The 18308-nt window shown below is 68.5% G+C and carries 19 protein-coding genes; 8 read left to right on the top strand and 11 right to left on the bottom strand.

From position 1 onward, the window contains the following. Nucleotides 1-23 precede the first annotated feature (23 nt). The 5 genes from ACOJUI_RS12500 (at nucleotide 24) to ACOJUI_RS12480 (ending at nucleotide 5779) form a co-directional block, all read left to right on the top strand. Complete coding sequence (locus ACOJUI_RS12500) at nucleotides 24-3758, top strand: hypothetical protein (RefSeq protein ID WP_422115278.1); 3735 nt, start codon at nucleotides 24-26, stop codon at nucleotides 3756-3758. A gap of 159 nt (nucleotides 3759-3917) precedes the next feature. After that, entirely contained in the window at nucleotides 3918-4514 is a 597-nt protein-coding gene (locus tag ACOJUI_RS12495; RefSeq protein WP_422115277.1) for a hypothetical protein, read from the top strand. Between the two features lie 130 nt (nucleotides 4515-4644). Beyond that, entirely contained in the window at nucleotides 4645-5025 is a 381-nt protein-coding gene (locus tag ACOJUI_RS12490; protein WP_422115276.1) for a TIR domain-containing protein, read from the top strand. 26 nt (nucleotides 5026-5051) lie between these two features. Then, the gene (locus ACOJUI_RS12485) at nucleotides 5052-5492 is read left to right on the top strand and encodes a RipA family octameric membrane protein (RefSeq protein ID WP_422115275.1); all 441 of its coding nucleotides are present in this window, start codon (nucleotides 5052-5054) and stop codon (nucleotides 5490-5492) included. Next, complete coding sequence (locus ACOJUI_RS12480) at nucleotides 5492-5779, top strand: DUF7701 domain-containing protein (RefSeq protein ID WP_422115274.1); 288 nt, start codon at nucleotides 5492-5494, stop codon at nucleotides 5777-5779. Before ACOJUI_RS12485 ends, ACOJUI_RS12480 begins: the two co-directional genes overlap by 1 nt. Nucleotides 5780-6108: 329 nt before the next feature. Here the strand turns inward: ACOJUI_RS12480 and ACOJUI_RS12475 are convergent, their stop codons facing one another. The 7 genes from ACOJUI_RS12475 to ACOJUI_RS12445 form a co-directional block, all read right to left on the bottom strand. After that, nucleotides 6109-6393, bottom strand: coding sequence for a hypothetical protein (locus ACOJUI_RS12475; protein WP_422115273.1), 285 nt, complete (start codon nucleotides 6391-6393; stop codon nucleotides 6109-6111). A 394-nt stretch (nucleotides 6394-6787) separates the two neighbouring features. Beyond that, nucleotides 6788-7555, bottom strand: coding sequence for an SCO1664 family protein (locus tag ACOJUI_RS12470; protein WP_422115272.1), 768 nt, complete (start codon nucleotides 7553-7555; stop codon nucleotides 6788-6790). After that, complete coding sequence (locus ACOJUI_RS12465; protein ID WP_422115271.1) at nucleotides 7555-8109, bottom strand: DUF3090 domain-containing protein; 555 nt, start codon at nucleotides 8107-8109, stop codon at nucleotides 7555-7557. The genes ACOJUI_RS12470 and ACOJUI_RS12465 overlap by 1 nt, the downstream gene beginning before the upstream one ends. 9 nt (nucleotides 8110-8118) lie before the next feature. Continuing rightward, nucleotides 8119-8826, bottom strand: a complete 708-nt coding sequence (locus ACOJUI_RS12460) for a histidine phosphatase family protein (protein WP_422115270.1) — start codon at nucleotides 8824-8826, stop codon at nucleotides 8119-8121. Nucleotides 8827-8913: 87 nt separating this feature from the next. Next, a complete protein-coding gene (locus ACOJUI_RS12455; protein ID WP_422115269.1) occupies nucleotides 8914-9228 on the bottom strand; it encodes a dihydrofolate reductase family protein in 315 nt (104 codons plus the stop codon). Nucleotides 9229-9245: 17 nt separating this feature from the next. Further along, nucleotides 9246-9455 carry a hypothetical protein gene (locus ACOJUI_RS12450; protein ID WP_422115268.1) on the bottom strand — a complete coding sequence of 70 codons (210 nt, stop codon included), beginning with the start codon at nucleotides 9453-9455 and terminating at the stop codon, nucleotides 9246-9248. Nucleotides 9456-9491: 36 nt separating this feature from the next. Further along, complete coding sequence (locus tag ACOJUI_RS12445) at nucleotides 9492-10295, bottom strand: hypothetical protein (protein WP_422115267.1); 804 nt, start codon at nucleotides 10293-10295, stop codon at nucleotides 9492-9494. A gap of 450 nt (nucleotides 10296-10745) precedes the next feature. On the opposite strand from ACOJUI_RS12445, the gene ACOJUI_RS12440 reads away from it, so the two are divergent. After that, nucleotides 10746-13100 (top strand): sodium-translocating pyrophosphatase, encoded by a 2355-nt coding sequence (locus tag ACOJUI_RS12440; RefSeq protein WP_422115266.1) that lies wholly within the window; start codon nucleotides 10746-10748, stop codon nucleotides 13098-13100. Nucleotides 13101-13109: 9 nt separating this feature from the next. Continuing rightward, nucleotides 13110-13397, top strand: a complete 288-nt coding sequence (locus ACOJUI_RS12435; RefSeq protein ID WP_422115265.1) for a hypothetical protein — start codon at nucleotides 13110-13112, stop codon at nucleotides 13395-13397. A 28-nt stretch (nucleotides 13398-13425) separates the two neighbouring features. On the opposite strand, the gene ACOJUI_RS12430 is transcribed toward ACOJUI_RS12435, so the two are convergent. Together ACOJUI_RS12430 and ACOJUI_RS12425 are read right to left on the bottom strand one after the other, a co-directional pair. Continuing rightward, entirely contained in the window at nucleotides 13426-14883 is a 1458-nt protein-coding gene (locus ACOJUI_RS12430; RefSeq protein WP_422115264.1) for an APC family permease, read from the bottom strand. A gap of 108 nt (nucleotides 14884-14991) precedes the next feature. Further along, nucleotides 14992-15801 carry a carbon-nitrogen hydrolase family protein gene (locus tag ACOJUI_RS12425; RefSeq protein ID WP_422115263.1) on the bottom strand — a complete coding sequence of 270 codons (810 nt, stop codon included), beginning with the start codon at nucleotides 15799-15801 and terminating at the stop codon, nucleotides 14992-14994. A gap of 171 nt (nucleotides 15802-15972) precedes the next feature. On the opposite strand from ACOJUI_RS12425, the gene ACOJUI_RS12420 reads away from it, so the two are divergent. Beyond that, on the top strand, nucleotides 15973-17442 hold the full coding sequence (locus ACOJUI_RS12420; RefSeq protein WP_422115262.1) for an NAD-dependent succinate-semialdehyde dehydrogenase: 1470 nt from the start codon (nucleotides 15973-15975) through the stop codon (nucleotides 17440-17442). A 34-nt stretch (nucleotides 17443-17476) separates the two neighbouring features. On the opposite strand, the gene ACOJUI_RS12415 is transcribed toward ACOJUI_RS12420, so the two are convergent. Continuing rightward, nucleotides 17477-17848 carry a TraR/DksA family transcriptional regulator gene (locus ACOJUI_RS12415; protein WP_422115261.1) on the bottom strand — a complete coding sequence of 124 codons (372 nt, stop codon included), beginning with the start codon at nucleotides 17846-17848 and terminating at the stop codon, nucleotides 17477-17479. A 60-nt stretch (nucleotides 17849-17908) separates the two neighbouring features. Then, on the bottom strand, nucleotides 17909-18247 hold the full coding sequence (locus ACOJUI_RS12410) for a TfoX/Sxy family protein (RefSeq protein ID WP_422115260.1): 339 nt from the start codon (nucleotides 18245-18247) through the stop codon (nucleotides 17909-17911). Nucleotides 18248-18308: the final 61 nt, after the last annotated feature.

Raw genomic sequence — 18308 nt, 5'->3', positions numbered from 1 at the left:
CGCAGTCTGACTTTCCACGTCTGGTGCGCCGCCTCATCCTTGAGACCACACCGGGCCTGGTCGAACTTGGTATGCCCGCGGGTGACGGCGTGGCGGCTGGTGACTGGGACGGTTCTGTCCGGACAACCGAAGCGACGGCTTGGGTTGCGGATGGTTTGTCTGTATGGGAACTGTCGGTCAATTCAAGCCCTAACACCAAGGCCAACGACGACTACTCCAAGCGAACAGACACTCCAGACGGTACACCAACCTCTGATTGCACTTACGTAGAAGCGATCCTGCGTCCTTGGACGGCACGGGCCAGATGGGCTACTGGCAAGCGAAGCGACAAGGTCTGGAGAGACGTCAAGGCACTAGGGCTAGACGACATCGAGACCTGGCTTGAGGCAGCTCCAATCACATGGGCATGGCTCTCGGAGGAGCTAGGGCTGTCGCCATACGGCCTTCGCACCGGCCAGACATGGTGGCGCGACTGGGCAACTCAAACAAATCCGGCCTTAACTCCGGAAATTGTACTCGCCGGTCGAGCTGACGTCGCAAAGGACCTCGAAGAGCGGCTCGCTTCGTCCGGTTCTGTCACGACGGTTGCTGGCGCATCGATGGAAGAGGTATGCGCCTTCATCGATGCGATTGCCGTCAACCTCGATGAACAGGGCAAGGGGCAGATGCTCGCACGGCTCGCTTTCGTTGACGATGTGTCCACATGGAGGCAGTTGATCGCCTCGTCCCGACCGTTGACCCTGGTCCCGTGCACGCCCGAGCTATCGAGGGAGATACCCGCCGGCACTGTGCATAATATCTGTGTGCCGGTCATATCCACTGAAGGCTCTGACGTAACGCTTCCGGCATTAGATGCCGCCGAGGTAGCAACCGCACTGAAGAGCGCCGGGGGAATGGAAAGGGACAAGGCCGACGCGCTAGGCAGACTCGCACGTCGAAGCTTGACCGGACTTCGGCGAAACCTGGCCCTAAAGGCAGTCCTGCATCGACCGACCTGGGCCGATGCGAGTCCCTCCCGAAGCTTCCGATCAATCCTGTTGGCTGGTTCCTGGGGTGACAGCGTGGAAGGGGATCGTTCGATTCTCGAGGCGCTCACGGGAACCGACTACGAGTCGTTTAGAGAGGAGGTTACAGGGATTGCCGACAGTCCCACCGATCCTCTGGCGATCCGTACTGACGGAGCCTGGCATCTTGTCTCGGCTGTGGATGCGTGGATGCTGTTGGTGTCGAAGCTGACCCACGACGACATGAAGCGATTCGAGGCCATCGTCGAGATGGTCCTCGCAGAGGGCGATCCGGCCCTCGAGCTACCGCGAGACCAACGGTGGAGAGCACAGATCGACGGCAAGTCTCGCCGCTATTCCGGTGACCTCCGCCGTGGCCTCGCTCAGTCACTGGCACTATTGGGGATTTACGGCGGAACTGTGGCCTTATCGGGCGGAGCGTCAGGTTCAGACTTCGCGAACTATTTGGTCAGGAAGCTACTCGAATGGGCGTCGGCAGACGGCACTGGGCAAAAGTGGCAATCGCTCGCTGACATATTGCCGTTGCTCGCTGAGGCCGGGCCAGACGCCTTCCTTGATGCGGTCGGCGCAGCAACAGCGGGCGATGATCCTTTGTTAGCCACCATTTTCCAGGATCACGCGGACGATTCCGGGTTCTTTTCGGGCAGCACTCCCCATGGCAATCTGTTGTGGGCCCTTGAGTGCGTATCCTGGTCCCCTGATCACTTTAGTCGTGCCGTCTATCTCCTGGCCCGTCTGGATGAGATCGATCCAGGTGGCCGAATGGCAAACCGTCCCGCAGCCTCTCTGGCTGCAATGTTCCGCCCGTGGCATCCCGATAACTCCGTCGATCCGGACCGGCGAATCACAGTCCTCGACACGTTGCGGCACAGGCATCCCGACGCCGCCTGGAAGTTGGAGAGCAGCATGCTTCCAGAGAGTCACGGGACACACTTTCCGATCAGCGCACCAGTGTTCCGAACCTGGAGGCCGGACCAGATTTCGGTGACATACGGCGAGATCTGGAAGATGACGACCGCCGCGGTCGAGCGCTGTATTGAGGATGCAGGCGAGGACGTACAGCGATGGTCAACGATACTTGCTCACACTTCAGAGTTGCCACCAGTAGATCGAGAGCGCGTGGTGACGGCCCTTGATTCGATGGCCGACCAGCCGGAGCTTGCGACTGACTTCCGGAATGCGACGTGGCAAACCCTCGTGAACTTTATCGGCCATCATCGCGAGTTTTCGGACGCGGCATGGGCGCTCCCCGACGAGGAGCTGGTCAAGCTCGACGCGCTGGCCGCGCGCTACCGGCCAAACTCCGTGTACCTCCGGCTGGTCGGACTCTTCCAGTCGTGGACTCCGTATGTCGGCGCTAGCAGACTAGATGACTATGAAGGTTTTGAGCGCGAGCTCGGACGGCAACGCATCGAAGCCATTAGGGAGATCGAAGCCGAGGGTGGATTCGACGCCATCGCAAGACTGGCGCGCGATGCGTCGGTGCCCGGGTCCGTTGGCATCGCTCTGGCGAACGTCGGCTCGCCGCACGACGAAGAACTTCTTGATTGGTTGGTGTCTGAGGACCAAGATCTAGTCGGCACCGCGATGTCGTACTTCTCAGCTCGATATTCCGTCGAAGGATTCGGGCTCATTACAGGCTTACTCGAACGGGATGATCTTACGGTTGATCAGCGCGCTCGACTCCTGCTTGTCGCGCGCGACAACCTACCGGAGGCGTGGGCTTTGGCTGCTGCAGACCCGGAGCTTGAGACCGCGTACTGGGCGGCGTTCCAACCGCTCGGCTTGGGGCAAGACTTCGACAAGATCGACGAGGTTGCCGATCGATTGGTCCAAGCTGGCCGCCACGCCGACGTCTTGCATCTCATGAGCATTTACTCTCGCATCGACAAGGAGGGGCCACGCCCGCAAGCAGCGAAGCTCATTGTGCGGGCGCTGGACGGACTCCTGGCACATCAAGCTCAATCTGCCGCTACCCGCGACCTATCGACCTATGACTTCCAGCAACTTTTTGCCTATCTCGAAGCCATGCGCGAGCATCTTGAGCCTGGCGACCTTGTCCGGCTGCAGTGGTCGTACCTTCCAGCGCTCGGATACGACGCGAAAGTCCCAGCGCTATCCGAAAGTTTGGCTGCTGACCCGGCGGAATTCGTCGGGGTCGTGTGCGCCGTCTACCGTGCCCGGCCGAGCAGTGAAGACGAAGAAGTCGCCGAGGGCCAAGCTGACGAAGAGCAGCGCGACGCTTCCATGGCAAACAATGCGTTCCGCCTGCTCAACGCCTGGAACTCACCGCCGGGGCTAGTCGATGGCGTCATGAATGCCGAGGTGCTTCGAGCCTGGATTGATTGCGCAGTGGAGCTTCTCACGGAAGGTGGCCGGACCGAGGTGGGCCTACAGCATATTGGACAGGTTCTCGGCCACACCCCACCAGACGCTGACGGCACCTGGCCCGGCTTCGTCGTGCGAGACCTCCTCGAAGAAGTGCAACTCGATCACGTTGAAACTGGCCTTTACCTCCAGATCGTTAATAGTCGAGGTATCTCCAGTCGCGGCCTAGAGGACGGTGGCGAGCAAGAGCTCAAACTTGCTGAGGACTATCGAGCCAAGGCCGAAGCTCTCGCGGACGAAGCACCTCGAGTGGCTAGTCTGTTTAGGCAAGTCGCTGGCTCGTACGAGAGTGAGGCGCGGCGCAATGAGGAGGGTGCCGAACGCTTCCGGCGCGGACTCCATTGATAGGTAGGGCTGGCGTCACGCACCAGGGTCGCAGGGCATCGCGAGCTTCCTGAGCTGATCAGTCGACGCAGCGACCGCAGAAGTTATTCGGCTACGGAACGTGGTGGAATCTAGATTTGCGCTTTAACCTCTGGCAGGACGGCGCTGAGGAGATTTGAGTTGGACGCAGGTACTTGGTTGGGTCTCGCTGCACTCGTCGTAGCGATCCTTGCCATCCCTGCGACCATCTTGACGACCAGACATTGGGGCAATCGTCGTGCGCGCCTGGACATTGAAATCGATGCGATTCCGCTCCTACCGGAGGGCGTGCGGCCTGGTCTTCTGGAGGTGACGTATAGGGACATCCCCGTGAGCGCGCCGCACCTAGTGACGGTGATGCTTCGGAACTCAGGCCCGCGCGATCTCGCCTCGGGCATGTTTGACAATGGGAGATCCATCATCGTCAAGTTCGACCAGACCTTCTACGGACTCACCGCCGTCAACGGCGGTGTTCAGACCATATCGCCCGGCATAGGTGCCGGTGCCGACGAGGCTATCGTCCGTGTGAAGCCAGCGCTCCTTAAGCGAGGTTCGTCATGGTCGTTCAGCGCGGTGACAACTGGGCCGGTCGAAGTCAACGTTGATGCGCCGCTCATAGACACCGATGTGCGCGCCAGTGCTTCGAACAACCGAGGAGGCACGGAGATCACGCTGCGTCTGAGTGTTCTCGGCATCACGGCTGAGGTCCCGTTGCGACGGGGTTCTGACCGGCGATGACGGCGAGTCGATAACGACAGTGAGTGCCGCCATGTGTGCCGTGTTGCTGTGACTTACTCCGAACTGTCGGTGCTCGCTGAGAAGATGATCGTGGCCGGGAACACCCGGACGAACGACACCGGGGGGTTCCATGGCGCAGCGCGCATTCATCAGCTTCGATTACGACAACGACGCCAGGCTCAAGGACCTGCTCATCGGGCAGTCGAAGCACTCCGACTCACCTTTCGTGATCCACGACTGGTCCCTCAAGGAGCCTTCGAGTGACTGGAAGGCCAGGGCTCGTCGCCAGATCAGGGCCAGCGGCCTCGTGATCGTGCTGTGCGGCACGCGCATGAGCACAGCGACCGGCGTGGCGATCGAACTGGCCATCGCCCAGGAAGAGGACGTCCCGTACTTCCTGCTCGCCGGTTACAGTCAGGACTCCACGAGGCCGGCCACGGCGAAGCCCGGCGACAAGCTCTACGACTGGACGTGGGACAACCTCAAGGCGCTCGTCGGCGGCGCGCGGTGAGCGAGGAAGCGCCCGACCCTCGGGTGATGGAGGCGTATAAGCTCGCCGTTGAGATGGCCGATCGGATGTCGGCGCGTCGCGCCGTCGCCAACGCCTTCTTCCTCACGGTCAACACCACCCTGGTTGCGGTCGTCGGGCTGCGTGCCCAGGCCTGTGGCTCGGCGCTGCCGTCGGTCGCGGTTTGCCTCGCCGGCGTCGTCGTGGCCGCGTGCTGGTGGTTCCTGCTGCAGAACTACCGCCGCCTCAGTGAGGCTAAGTTCGTCGTCATCAACCGGATCGAGGATGAGCACTTGCCCGTGAAGGTGTTCAAGGACGAGTGGGTCTACCTCGGCGGGGTGGACGCACCGGCCGGCCGCGCGGCCAAGGTCAAGGCCGGGTTCAAGCAACTCGGAGGCGTTGAGCGGATCGTGCCAATCGCCTTCGCCCTGTTGTACATCGCGCTCCTTGTCGACAGGCTGGTCCTGTGATGACCTACCTCGAGCGGGATGCCGACCTGATTCGGCAGTGCCTCCCGGCGGGGGCCGAAGCGCCGGGAGGTTCCGAGGAGCTCTTCCGGGTGTACGCAGTGCTACTGCGCGCCAAGGGTGCTGACACCCAGGCTGCCGACGTCCACGACGCATGGTCGGCCTGGATGGTCGGCGTCGACCCGAATCACGAGTCGCTCCGGCCGTTCGAGGAACTCGACCCCGAGACAAGGCAGGAGGACAGTCCCTTCCTCACTGCGATCAGGGCCGCCGCGGCGCTCCGCAGCTAAAAGACTCGGGCTGACGGCGACGGGCCCCCAAAAGGTTGGTATGTGCCGGAACTCGGTGGAGTTCCGCTTCAACGTCTGATGTTCCTGACGAGGACCACTGCCGAGACGGGCAGATGTCGTGGAGTGATCACCTCTGATCCCGGGATGGCGGTGGTCGATGCATGCCCAGGATCTTGATCTGCGGATCTCGCCGAGCAGCGCATCATCTCCTTCGCTAGCCAGCCAGGAGCTCAGGCGTTGCACTCGTCCGGCGGCAGGGAGAGCACCAGCCCCGGTCGTGGTGAGATGCCTGCGGGCTCGGCCGCGTGCGACGAGGCGTCGGTCGCGCCTCAGTGGAGGGGTATTGGGGTGAGAGGGCGACCGGTGTCGATGTACAGGATGCCGCCGGGCACCACGGCGGCGGTCAGGTTTCGCAGCGCCGACGTGTAGAGCTGCGGGTGTCGACCATCCAGCGCGCCGACCCGGCAGGCGAAGGCGAGATCGAACCGGGGCGTCTCCGCGGGCAGCGCGAAGTTCTCGACCGGCGCACGCAGCGTCGACAAGAGGCCTGCCTCGATCTCGGCACGACAGGCAACCCTCGTCCGCTCGATCCCGGAGAGGGACCGATCCAGCACGAGGACATGTCCGTCGGCCCGATCCGAGCGGCGACGGCCCGGGCCGCGGCTCCCGGGGCACCGCCGATCTCCAGCACCCTCAGCCCCGTGCGCAGCGGCAGCGCGTCGACGACCTCGCGGAGCCGTGGTGACAGCTCAGCCACGATCCCGGAGGCCTTCGAAAGGGTCTGGGCTCACACCCGGAATGCCCGGAAGGGTGTGGAGCGCCCGCACGGTCACCGGAGCCGAGGCCGCGTCGGCTATGGAGGGGACCGCGGTTTCTCCCGCACGGCCCTCCGGGTCTCGGGGATCCGCGCGCATCGGGAGCAGGGACCGGCTCAACATGTCCCTATCGTCCACGTCGGTAGGTCGCGTGTGAACCCTCCTGGACCGGGCTTCGCAGGGAGAGGCCTCTTCAGAACAGCGGCCAGGGAACCGGCGACATCTCCCCGGCAGGAGCCGGGAACCGCCCGACCGAGCGCAACCTCGCGCAGCGAGCAGCAAGCGCACCGATCTCCTCGGCGCCGAGCAGCTCGGCCAAGTCCCTACCCAGCTCACCGTCGAGTCCTTCGCTGACACGATCGATGCCGTCGAGCTCCTCGGCGCTCAGAGCCTCGCCTACCCATCCCCACAGGATCGTGCGCAGCTTGTGCTCGGGGTGGAAGGTGAGCCCGTGGTCGACGCCGTACCGGTGGCCGTCGGTCATGGCCAGGATGTGACCGCCCTTGCGGTCAGCGTTGTTGACGAGCGCATCGAAGACGGCCATGCGCCGCAGCGCCGGCGAGTCCTCGTGGACGAGGGTGACCAGCCGTCCGCGTTCATCCTCTCCCTCGAGCACGTGCTTCCAGCCCGCCTCCGGCACGTCGTCCGACGCGACCACGTCGACGGCGCTGTGGTCGGGGTCCGGCTCCTGCCAGAGCTGCACCATGCCCTCGCCCAGGGGACCGTCGCGCAGCCAGGTCTGCGGCACCACGCCCCAGCCGAGGGTCTGCGAGACGAGGTACGCGGCCACCTCCCGCTGCGCCAGGGTGCCGCTGGGGAAGTCCCACAGCGGACTCTCGCCGGCTCTCGGCTTGTAGACGACGACCACGTCGCCGATGGCGCCCAGGAAGGTGGCGTTGGACGCCGTGGTGATGCGACCGGTGATCGTCAGCTCGGCCGTGACCAGGTCCGTGGCCGACATCAGTCCTCGGGAGGGGTGCAGATGTGCCCGTCGGGATCGATCGGGTGGCCGCAGAGCGGGCACATCGGGCGCCCGGCGGCCACGACCTCGCGGGTGCGCTTGGCGAAGGCGCGCGCAGTGCCCACGGGCATGCGCAGCAGCAGCTTCTCGGTCTCGTCAGCACTGTCCTCGTGGAACAGGTCATCGCTGTCGTCGGCGTCGAGGTCCGTCAGGGGGTAGGCCTCGATGATGACCTGGGCCGTGGTGGGGTCCCAGCCCAGGCTCATGGTGCCGGTGCGGAACTCCTCCTGGACGGCGTCGAGCTGGTCGTTGTCGACCAGTTCGGGGGGCGTGCTCGTGGGAACGCTGAAGGGGTTGCCCTCGACGGTGAGGAGCTGGTCGAGGATCTCGTCGATCTTCTCCGCGAGCAGAGCCGACTGCTGCTTCTCGAGGGCGACGCTTACCACCTGCGCCCCCGAGCGCACCTGGAGGTAGAACGTGCGCTCGCCCGGAAGGCCGACGGTGCCGACGACGGCACGATCAGGCCAGTTGAACTCGTGAACACGTGAGGGCATGTCGCCATTCTAGGCGCCGCTGGTCGGCGGCGCCGGGTGCCCCGCGCCGCCACCGACCGGCGCATCACCGGACCGGCCGCCCTGCGACAGCCACGAGAGGTCGCCCGCGTCGGTGTTGACCGCGTGGACGCTCGGCCGGCTGGGGCCGTAGCTCACGATCGAGACGGAGGAAGGGCCCACGGTGATGCGCTGGAACAGGTCCAGGTGCATGCCGAGGGCGTCGGCGAGGATCGACTTGATGAGGTCGCCATGGCTGACCGCAGCCCACACGGCCGCGGGCCCGTGCTCGGCCTCGACGGCGGCATCGTGGCGGCGGATCGCTGCCACCGACCGCGCCTGCATCGCGGCCAGGGACTCACCGCCGGGAAAGACGACGGCGGAGGGCTGGGACTGCACCCGGGGCCACAGCTCCTCGGTCGCGAGCTCGGAGAGCATGCGACCCTGCCACTGGCCGTAGTCGCATTCGGTGAGATCGGGTTCGACCAGCGCGGAGGGCGTGGCCGCCTGACGATCCAGGAGGTGCTGGGCGGTCTGCCGGCAGCGCTCGAGGGGGCTCGAGACCACCGCGACGAGGGGAACGGCCGCGAGCCGGTCCCCGGTGAGAGCCGCCTGACCACGCCCGACGTCGTCGAGGTCGACGCCGGCGGTCCTCCCGGCCAGCAGTCCTGTGGCATTGGCTGTGGTGCGGCCGTGCCGCACGAGAAGGACTGTCGCCATCCCGTCAGCCTAGCCACCGGGGGGAGGGCGCTGCGCCAGCGCACCTCGCGGAGCCCGAGACGGTTCCGGAAGTGCTGGTGGGCTGCCTTACCGCAGGACCTGGTAGCGGAGGTGGGTCTCGCTCGCATACGCGGAGGTCTCGAGGCGTTCGAGCTCGATGCGTTGCCCCAGTCCCGCGAACAGCGAGATGCCCTCACCGAGCAGCACCGGTGCGACGTCGAGGTGGAGCTCGTCGACGAGTCCGAGCCGGAGGCACTGGCGCGAGATGCTCCCACCGAGCCGGCTGACCCACCCGTCCCCGGCGGCCCGGGCGGCCCGGGCGACCGCCTCGGAGATGTCGTCGACGACGAAGGTGTAGGTGGTGCCGTCGCGCTCGATGGGGTCGTGAGGACTGTGGGTCATGAGGTACACCGGCACCTTCAGCAGGCCGCCGTAGGGAGCTCGCCGTCCTCGATCGTCCGCGTGCGGTTCGCGCCGCCGACGACGGCTCCGATCCGGCCCACGACCCGTTCCACCACGGTGTCGTCCTCGGGGGAGGAGGGCCTGCCGAACATCCAGTCGACCCCGCCGTCCGGGTCCGCCAGGTACCCGTCGAGGGTGATGGTCGCGTGGACGAACACTGTGGCCATGGTGGGCTCCTCACGTGCTTCGCGGGCCTCCGAGCCTCAGCAGAGCAGATGCGCATGCTCCTGCGCCCAGTCGTCGTAGGTGCGGGGACGGCGACCGATGATCTCGGCGACCGTCGGCCGCTGGGCGGAGGTCCAGCGGGTCAGCTCGGCTGTGCGGGCACCGTACTCCTCCAGTGCGTACAGCGTCACGTCGATGGCACCCTCGGGCCAGCCCTGGTCGCGCCAGAGCGCGCGTGCCTCGTCGACGCTCACATCGACCAGCGTGAGGCGACGGCCGATCGCCGCGGCGATGCCGTCGACCCTGGAGCGGGTGCTCACCGGTGGTCCCACCGCCTCGAGCACCGTCCCCGTGAAGGTGTCCGCACGGAGCGCGGCCGCGGCGACCGAGGCGAGATCCTCTTCGTGGATGAAGGGATAGTGACCGGTGTCCGCGAAGGGCTCGCGGATCGTGTCATCGCTCCTGATCATCGCCGGCCACCCCGAGCCGGTCGCGGGATATGTGCCTTCGAGCATCGAGCCCATGACTGCGGACGGCCGGATGATGGTGGCGGGGATGCTCGAGGCCTGCACGGCTCTCTCGATCGCGGTCCAGAACCACGTCTCGGGCGGATACGCCTCCTCGTACTCCGGTCCATGGGAGGACAGCAGCACGACGCGAAGGACTCCTGCGCGCTCCGCCAGCTGCAGCACCGTCGGCACGGTGCCCGGCACGGCGCCGGCCAGGAAGAGGGTCCGCGCCCCGGTGAAGACCTCGGTGTGCTGCCCCGGTGCGGTGACCGAACCGCAGCAGACCTCGACCGAGCTCGGCCAGCCTCGGCCCTGCTCGGGTTCTGCCAGCACCCGGACCCGCTCCCCGGCGGCGAGGAGCTGCCGGGCCAGACGGCGTCCGATGAGTCCGGTGGGACTGCAGCCTTCACCGCGGCGGGGGGCGACGACGGTCAGCAGATGAAGCGGTGTCCCGGGGTCATCCGGTCCCACGGTGTGTCGATGCTGTCGCATGGCAAGACGTCCCTTCGAGCGAGCTGCGAGGGATCTTGCGCCTCGCCCCAGCGTGCCGTCCGTGGCCGCGCGTCGGGGGAGGGTGCGGATCTGCCGAGAAGTCTCGCGAACACCGCCGTCGCGCCCTTCCCGGACACCGCGCACGGACCCGGGGAGCGCCGACGGCGCCGCCCCGGGGGTTCCGTCACCGTCCGCCACCGGCTATCGTTCCGTCACCACCGGCACGGATGCTCACCGAGGAGCTCCGCGCCGCGCAGGATTCGTGACCCACGATGACGTGCGGAGGATCTGATGGAACCCGTGCCGATACAGCTGTCCCTCTCCAGCCTCACCACGGTCGCCGTGATCGTGGTGATCGCGCTGGTGGCTGTGGCGATGGCGCTGCGGTTCCGGGCCGAGGTGCTGCGCGCCCCGACCGGCACCGCGGCCATGAACGAGATCGCCGGGGCGGTGCAGGAGGGGGCCGTGGCGTATCTGCGCCGGCAGTTCCGCACCCTCGGCGTCTTCGCCGCCCTCACCGTGCTGCTGCTGCTCCTGCTGCCCACCCACGGGGACCCGTCGGCGCCGGAATGGCTGCTGCGCGCGGCGCGCTCCGTGGCGTTCCTGATCGGCGCCGCGCTCTCCGCGCTGATCGGCTACCTCGGCATGTGGCTCGCGGTGCGTGCGAACGTGCGGGTGGCAGCCGCCGCCCGCACCAGCGGCCGCGACCCGGCGATGATGATCGCGGTGCGCACCGGGGCCTGCGTGGGGATGGCGACCATCGGCTTCGGCCTGCTCGGCGCCGGCGTGGTGCTGCTCGCCTTCCGCGGGGACGCCCCGCTGGTGCTCGAGGGATTCGGCTTCGGGGCGGCGATGGTCGCGATGTTCATGCGCGTCGGCGGCGGCATCTTCACCAAGGCGGCCGACGTCGGCGCGGACCTGGTGGGCAAGGTCGAGCAGAACATCCCCGAGGACGACCCCCGCAACGCGGCCACCATCGCCGACAACGTCGGCGACAACGTCGGCGACTGCGCGGGCATGGCCGCGGACCTCTTCGAGTCCTACGCCGTGACCCTGGTCGCCGCCCTGATCCTGGGCAAGGCCGCCTTCGGCGAGGCCGGGATGGTGTTCCCGCTCATCGTCCCCGCCATCGGGGTGATCACCGCCCTGATCGGCATCTACGTCATCCGGCCGCGGGACGGGGAGAACGCGCTGCGCACCATCCGGCGCGCCTTCATGCTCTCGGCGGCGAGCTCGGCCGTGCTGTGCGCGCTCGCGGCGTTCGTCTACCTGCCCGGCAGCTTCGCCGAGCTCGGCGTCGGCGACGTCAGCGCCACCGTCGAGGACCCGCGGATCATCGCGGCCGTCTCTGTCGTGATCGGCATCGTGCTGGGGGTGCTGATCATGAACCTCACCGGCTACTACACCGGCACCGAGGACCGTCCGGTGCAGCAGGTCGCGGCGACCTCGCGCACCGGCGCGGCCACCGTGGTGCTGGCCGGGTTCGCGCTGGGCATGGAATCGGCCGTCTTCACCGCCCTGGTCATCGCCTCCGCGGTGCTCGGGGCGTTCCTGCTGGGCGGCGCCGGCGTGGTGGGCCTGTTCGCGGTGGCGCTGGCCGGCTGCGGACTGCTGACCACCGTCGGCGTCATCGTCGCGATGGACACCTTCGGACCGGTGGCCGACAACGCCCAGGGCATCGCCGAGATGTCCGGGGACGTCGACGGCGCCGGCGCGCAGGTGCTCACCGAGCTCGACGCCGTCGGCAACACCACCAAGGCGATCACCAAGGGCATCGCGATCGCCACCGCGGTGCTCGCCGCGACCGCCCTGTTCGGCTCCTACACCGACGCCATCCGCGGCGTGCTCGGGGACCGCTACCAGGCCTTCCTCGACCAGTCCGTCATCTTCGCCCCGCAGACCCTGGTCGGGGTCATCGTGGGCGCCGCGGTGGTGTTCCTGTTCTCCGGGCTCGCGATCAACGCGGTGGGACGGGCTGCGGGGGCCGTGGTCCACGAGGTGCGCCGGCAGTTCCGGGACTTCCCCGGGATCATGGACGGCACCCAGAAGCCGGAGTACGGACGGGTGGTCGACATCGTCACCCGCGACTCGCTGCGGGAGCTGGCCACGCCCGGCCTGCTCGCGGTGGCCGCCCCGATCGCGGTGGGCTTCGGACTGGGTGCACCAGCACTGGCCGGCTACCTCGCCGGCGCCATCGCCACCGGGGTGCTGATGGCGGTGATGCTCGCGAACTCCGGCGGAGCCTGGGACAACGCCAAGAAGATGGTCGAGGACGGTCACCACGGCGGCAAGGGCTCCCCGGCGCACGCGGCGGTCGTCACCGGTGACACGGTCGGGGATCCCTTCAAGGACACCGCGGGCCCCGCGATCAACCCCCTGATCAAGGTGATGAACCTGGTCGCGGTGCTCATCGCGCCGGCCGTGGTGGGGATGTCCGCGCTCAGCGGCGACGAGAACCCGCTGCGCTACCTGATCGCCCTGCTGGCCCTGGCGGCGATCGCCGTGAGCGTGGGGATCTCCATCCGCCGGGGCGTGGTGCTGGACGCCCCGCTGGAGGACGCCGCCCCGGCGGCCGACGAGCGACGCCTCCCCGCGCACGAGCGGGAGCCCGGGACGGGCGCGGGGGGACCGCAGCGGAATGGCTAGCATGTGCCCATGACCAGCACTCCAGGCAACAGCTCCGCCGTGTCTCCCGAGGATGCGGCCCGACGTGACCGGCAGCAGAAGCTGCAGCGCTTCTTCGTCACGTTCGCCGTGATCGAGGGCGTCCTCCTCGCGGCCGCGGTGGTCCTCATCTACGTGCTCGAGGTGATCGACCCCGCGATCGGCCACTGGGTGCTCATCGCGATCGCGCTCCTCGGCGGTCTCGTGCTCAGCAGCTACCTCATGAAGAACGTGCAGGGGAACCGGCCGGAGCAGGCGGAGCGGTCGGCGCTGCGCTGACCGGGCCCCGGCACCCGGAGGCGGGCGCCTAGCCTGCGTCCTCCGAGTCCGATCCCGCAGGCCCGGCGGATGTGTCGGCGCCCTGGCCCCCGTGGTCCCTCCGACCCACGACCATCCCGAGCACGAACGCGACCGGCGCGATCAGCGCCAGCCCCGTGCTGACGGCTGCGCTGCCGCTGGTGACCAGGGTGAAGTTCGTCAGCACCAGCCATGCCGCCACGCACAGTGCGAGCACCGCGAGGATCGGGACGATCAGCGTGGTCCAGCGCCGCGCGGCGCGTTCGGGGTGCCGACGGAAGAACACCAGGACGCCGAGGGTGGTCAGCAGCAGCATCATGACCATGCCGATCGTGGCGACGCCGGCCAGGTAGCCGAACACCTCCACCAGCGGGTCCAGGCCGATCGCCAGGCAGGCCACGGCGATCACGGCCGCGGTCGCGGACTGGAGCAGGGAGGAGGTCGCGGGGCTCCCGTGCCGGGGATGGACCGTGGCCAGGACCGCCGGCAGCGAGCCGATCCGTGCCAGCGCGAACTGGTAGCGCGCGATGATGTTGTGGAAGCTCAGCACGCAGGCGAAGAGGCTGGTGATCAGCAGGACCTGCATGAGGTTCCGGGTGAGCGCGCCGGCATGGGCGCCGGCGGTGTCCAGCAGCATGTTGCCGCTCCCGAACAGCGTGTCGCGCGCGACGTCGGTGACGCTGCTGGGCCCGGCGCCCAGGACCAGCACCCACACCGACAGCGTGTAGAAGGCGCCGATGATCGCGACGGCGAGGTAGGTGGCGCGCGGGATCGTCCGCTCGGGATGGCGGGCCTCGTCGCGGTAGATCGCGGTGGACTCGAAGCCGATGAAGCCGGTCATCGCGAAGAGCACTGCGACGCCGAGCCCCCCGGTGAGGAAGACCTGCGGGTCGAAGGATGTCAGCGAGCGGCCCTCGGGGCCGCCGTCGGCGATGACCGCGACGTCGACCACGAGCATGACCAGCAGCTCGAGGACGAGGGCGGTGCCGAGCACCCTGGAGGACAGCTCGATGTGCCGGTAGCCGAGCAGGGCCACGATCCCCAGCGCCGCCAAGGCGTAGAGGATCCAGGGCAGCTCGGGCCCGCCGTAGGTGCGCACCAGGTCCCTGACCGCCCAGCCCAGGTACCCGTAGATGCCGGCCTGGATTGCCGTGTACGTCACCAGTGCGACGAAGGCCGTGCCCATGCCGGGGCGGCTGCCGAGGCCGCGGGAGACGTAGCTGAAGAAGGCACCGGCCTCCGTCACGTGCGGGGTCATCGCCACGAAGCCGACGGAGAACAGCAGCAGGACCAGGGAGGCGAGCAGGAAGCCCATCGGTGCGCCCGCGCCGTTGCCCTGACCGATCGCCAGCGGCGCGTTGCCGCCGATCACGGTCAGCGGCGCCGCGGCCGCGATCACCATGAAGGCGATGCTGCCGGTGCCGAGATCCCCGCTCAGCGTGCGGCGTTCCCGCGAGGGTGTGGTCATCGGAGAGTCCCTGTCGATGGATGCCGCGGACGAGAGGAGAGACCGGGGGGGGTGCCGGCCGGCGCCGGGGCGGGTCTGCGTGCACCGCGGCGGCGGACGGCCGGGAGCCTACTGGCGGTAGAGCTCGGAGCGCACCTCGGCGAGGTACGGGTTCTGCGCGCGCGCCCGCTCGATCACGCCCTTGTCCAGCTGCGCGAACAGCAGCGCTCGGTCGTCCCGGCCCGCCTCGGCCAGATGCCGACCGAAGGGATCGGCGACGACGCTGCGCCCCACGTACTCGAACTCGCCGTCCCGGCCGATCTGGTTGACGTACGCGACGTACACGGAGTTCTCCCACGCCCGCACCCGGACCACGTGGTCGTTGACGAAGGAGAACGGCTCCATCTGCGCCGTGGGGACGGCGATCAGGTCGGCGCCGGACAGGGCCGCCGCGCGGGCCGCCTCCGGGTACTCGACGTCGAAGCAGATCAGCAGCGCGATCGTGAAGCCGCGATGGCGCACCAACGTGCGGGCGCGGCGGCCCGGGGTGAAGTAGCGCCGGTCCAGGTCGCCGAACAGCTGGATCTTGTGGTGGCGCGCGAGTACCCGACCGTCCTCGTCGAGGAACCAGGCGGCGTTGTGGACGGCCGTCCCGTCGGGACCGGTCACCTGCTCCGGGCCTCCTGCGATCAGGGCGATGCGGTGCCGTCGAGCGATCTCGCGGACCTGCTCGAGGGGATTCGCGGCGGCGATGCGGGGGATGTCGTCCCCGATGGCGTAGCCGCTGAGGAACATCTCCGGCGTGATGAGCAGCGCTGCGCCACGCTCCGCGGCCGCGCCGGCCGCGGCGTCCAGGGCCCGGAGGTTCGCGCTCACGTCCCCGGGCGTGCTGGCCTGCTGCAGGACGGCGAGGGTGAGGGTCGAGACATCAGGGTCCATGGGCGCTGATGCTGGCACCGCGGCCCGCCTTTGTCCATGCCGCTGCGATCGCCCGGCGCCGTCGCCATCGGTCCCGCCGGTCGTAGGCTGGTTCCAGGATCAGCGTCGTCCTGACGTCGCCGCTCCGGCCTCCGCACGGACGCGGGGGCCGACCCCACCTGGAGGAGCACCATGACCGAGACCCGCGAGAAGGATCTGCTCGCCACCGTCCCCGGGGAGCTGTTCATCGACGGCCGCTGGCGCCCCGGCGGGGCGGGCGAGACCATCGACGTGCGCGACCCCGCCACCGGGCAGGTGCTGCGCACCATCGCCTCGGCCACCCGTGAGGACGCGGTCGCCGCCCTCGGCGCGGCCGACGCCGCCTTCCCCGCCTGGTCGGCCACCCCCGCCCGCGAGCGCGGGGAGCTGCTGCGCCGCGCCTTCGACCTGCTGACGGAGCGGGCCGAGGACTTCGCGCTGCTGATGACCCTGGAGATGGGCAAGCCGCTGGCCGAGTCCCGCGGCGAGGTCACCTACGGGGGCGAGTTCCTGCGCTGGTTCTCCGAGGAGGCCCCGCGGATCCAGGGCCGCTACGGCGCGAACCCCGAGGGCACCGGGAGGATGATCGTCTCCCAGCACGCGGTCGGGCCCTGCCTGCTGATCACCCCGTGGAACTTCCCGCTGGCGATGGCGACCCGCAAGATCGCCCCGGCCCTGGCGGCTGGCTGCACCATGGTCGTCAAGCCCGCCTCGCTGACGCCGCTGACCACGCTGGCCTTCGTGCAGCTCCTCGAGGAGGTCGGGGTGCCGCGCGGCGTGGTCAACGTGGTCACCTCGGCGTCGGCCCGCGACGTCTCCGAACCGCTGCTGGCCGATCCCCGCCTGCGGAAGCTCTCCTTCACCGGATCCACCGCAGTGGGGCAGAAGCTCCTCGAACAGGCCGCCCAGCGCGTCCTGCGCACCTCCATGGAGCTCGGCGGCAACGCCCCCTTCCTGGTGTTCGAGGACGCCGACCTGGACAAGGCCGTCGACGGCGCGCTCGCCGCCAAGTTCCGCAACTCCGGGGAGGCCTGCACCGCCGCGAACCGCTTCATCGTCCACCGCGCGGTCGCCGAGGAGTTCACCCGCCGCGTCACCGAGCGGGTGCGCGAGATGCAGGTGGGTCGCGGCACCGAGGACGGGGTGACGATCGGCCCCCTGATCGACGAGGACGCCGTCGAGAAGGCCCACACGCTGGTGCAGGACGCGCTGACGCGCGGCGCGATCCTGCAGATCGGCGGTCAGGAGATCGAGGGACCGGGGACGTTCTACCAGCCGACGGTCCTGTCCGAGGTGGGGGAGGGGAGCCGGATCCTGCGCGAGGAGATCTTCGGGCCGGTGCTCGCGATCACCTCCTTCGACACCGAGGACGAGGCCGTGCGCCTGGCCAACGACACCGAGTACGGGCTGGTCTCCTACGTGTTCACCGAGAGCATCGACCGCGGCCAGCGCATGATCGAGCGCCTGCAGACGGGGATGATGGGCCTGAACATCGGCGTCGTCTCCAACGCCGCCGCCCCGTTCGGGGGCTGGAAGATGTCGGGCCTGGGCCGTGAGGGCGGCGCCGAGGGCATCCACGAGTACCTGCAGTCGAAGTACACGCTGACCCCGGACCCGTTCTGAGCGGGTCCGGCCGGCGCCGCGGGCTCGGCCGCGCTCAGGGTGCGTGGTCGATGCAGGTCGTCGCCTCCGGCCGGGCCGCGAGCCGCGCCGGAGCGATGGGCCGACCGCAGACGCTGCAGCGGCCGTCCTCGCCGCCCGCGAGCCGAGCCCGCGCCTCGTCGATCCCGGCGAGCGCCTCGAGCCGGCTCTGACGCAGCCCTTCGAGCCGGGACCACTGCGCGGACATGGGCACGCCGTCGGGATCGTGCTCGTCGTCGTCGCTGAGTCCCTCGCGGGTGCGCCGCAGCGCGTCGAGCTCGCGGTCGATGTCCGCGAGCTTCGCGAGCACGTCGCGGCGGCGGGCGTCCAGGCTGCCGGCGCGGGAGTGCACCGTACCGGGCCTCGCCGCCTGATCGGGATCGTCCATGGGGTCAGTGTGCCGCACGGGGTCGTTCAACAGCGGCGACGGGGCGGGCTGGAGGAGCCGTCACTCCTGGAGGCTTGCGTTGTGCTCCAGGGCGACGTCGACCCACGAGGACAGCTCGCCCTCCGTGGCGATCGAGTCCGGGGCGACGCGGAGCCAGCCCGGGCCCATGGACCGGCCGGCGCCCATCTCCGCCTGCGCGGCCCCCGTGCGGGCGAGCAGCTCACGGTGCCGCTCGGGGTCCGCGCGGATCAGCAAGGAGCCGTCACCACCTGCTCCGACCAGCAGCTTCTCGTTCACCATGAAGGCTCGAACCCCGAACATCTGCTGTTCACGGAGCGAGGGCTGGGTCCCGAGCAGTGCTCGAAGACGGTCGGCCAAGGGCTCGGGACGGGTGCTCATGATGGTTCTCGCTCTCCGCCGGGCGGTCGGGGTCTGACCGGCGGACGGCAGAGCGATGCTG

Origin of the sequence: Brachybacterium sp. UNK5269, assembly GCF_049266655.1 — a bacterium.
Taxonomy (GTDB): domain Bacteria; phylum Actinomycetota; class Actinomycetes; order Actinomycetales; family Dermabacteraceae; genus Brachybacterium.
This window is presented reverse-complemented; position numbering and strand designations above follow the sequence as displayed.